Consider the following 1,573-nt stretch of genomic DNA (forward strand, 5'->3'; position numbering starts at 1 on the left):
CGCTTGTGGGTTAGCTGCTGCCCAGGCGACGGCGAGAGGCGTATCGTTTTTCGATCAACGGTGACGGGAAAGGAGCAGGTCATGTCGAAGAAGATCGTGGCGCCGGCCTATGTCGCGGCGATGGCGCGGGCAGAGGCGGATCCGGCGTCAGCGCGGTTCTGGGTCGGGCTGGATATCGGGTTCAAGAGCACGGCGGTATGCGTGGTCGATGTGGACGGTGCGGTGGTCCACCAGGTGTCGATGAAGAGCCATGCGACGGAGATCGGCCGCTACCTGCGCCGCAACTTCAAGTCGCATGTGACGCTGATCGGCATGGAGACGGGTGGCCTGTCGCCGCACCTGGCGGGCAAATTGCGCGAGCAGGGTTTCCAGGTGGCGGTACTCGACGCGCTGCAGGTCCACCGGGTGCTGTCGGTGAAGCGCAACAAGACCGACACCAACGATGCGCGCGGCATCGCCGAGATCACGCGCAGCGGCCGCGACTATCTGACCGAGGTCTATGTCAAGTCGAACCTGTGCTTCGAGGTCCGGGCGTCGCTGATCATGCGCGATCGCTTGGTCAAGCAGCGGCGTGAGACCGAGGCGATGATCCGCGGGCTGGTGCGGGTCTATGGCGGGCGGATCGAACCCGGCAGCGACAGCCCGGCGACGTTCCGCGAGCGGGCCATCGACCAGCTGTGCCTCATCGCCGACACCGAAGGCGTCGACCTGCGGCTGCGGGTCATCCCGCTCCTCGATCTGTGCGAGCGCTTCTATATCGAGGCCGGGCGCATCGAACGCGAGCTGGATCTGCTCGCCGCGTCCAATCCGGTGTGCAAGCGGTTCATGGAGATCCCCGGCATCGGCACGATCACGGCGCTGTCCTTCTACAGCGCGATCGAGGACCCGACACGGTTCCGGCATGTCGACAATGTCGCGGCTTATCTAGGTCTGACCCCGCGCGTCTACCAGTCGGGCGAGAGCCTGACGCATGGCGGGATCAGCAAGATGGGCAACCAGCTGACCCGCACGCATCTGGTCGGCGCCGCCACGGTCATGCTGGCGAACACCAAGTCGTTCAGCACGCTGAAGGACTGGGGCATGAAGCTCAGCAAGCGCGTCGGCTTCAACAAGGCCAAGGTCGCGCTCGCCCGCAAACTGGCGATCGTGATGTTCAGCCTGTGGCGCGACGGCACCCACTTCATGGCGAAGGCCGCCGATGTGGGGCCGCATCGCGACCTGATGCAGGCGCGCGCGACCGCATAGAGATTCCAGGTTCACACCAGGTTCGTCCGCACAATAGCGGCGAAACCGTCCTCCCGGGAGGCGGAGGGACAGGAGACTTCGGGCCTAAAGGTGAGGTGGCGACAACCTCGTGACGCTTGTTGAAGCTCCACCCTTTGCACGTGAATGCCCATAATGCGGCAGGTGACCGGCCCAACGGCCATCGCAAAGCGCCCGACCGCGAAGAGACTGTTGCACTCCGGGAGTGATGACGGGTGATCTTGCAAAGATCCGCGAAGGAGCAGATCATGAGGTAGTAGAAGAAGTCGGGATATCCCTCACACTGAGGGGCAGCAGCTAGAGACTTTAG

At 64.0% G+C, this 1,573-nt stretch carries 1 protein-coding gene; it reads left to right on the top strand.

Annotated elements, in window-relative coordinates:
- Positions 1-81 precede the first annotated feature (81 nt).
- Positions 82-1,245 (top strand): IS110 family RNA-guided transposase, encoded by a 1,164-nt coding sequence (locus SP5_RS18300; RefSeq protein ID WP_052811642.1) that lies wholly within the window; start codon positions 82-84, stop codon positions 1,243-1,245.
- Positions 1,246-1,573: the final 328 nt, after the last annotated feature.

The sequence above is a fragment of the Sphingomonas parapaucimobilis NBRC 15100 genome (assembly GCF_000787715.1).
Taxonomy (GTDB): Bacteria; Pseudomonadota; Alphaproteobacteria; order Sphingomonadales; family Sphingomonadaceae; genus Sphingomonas; species Sphingomonas parapaucimobilis.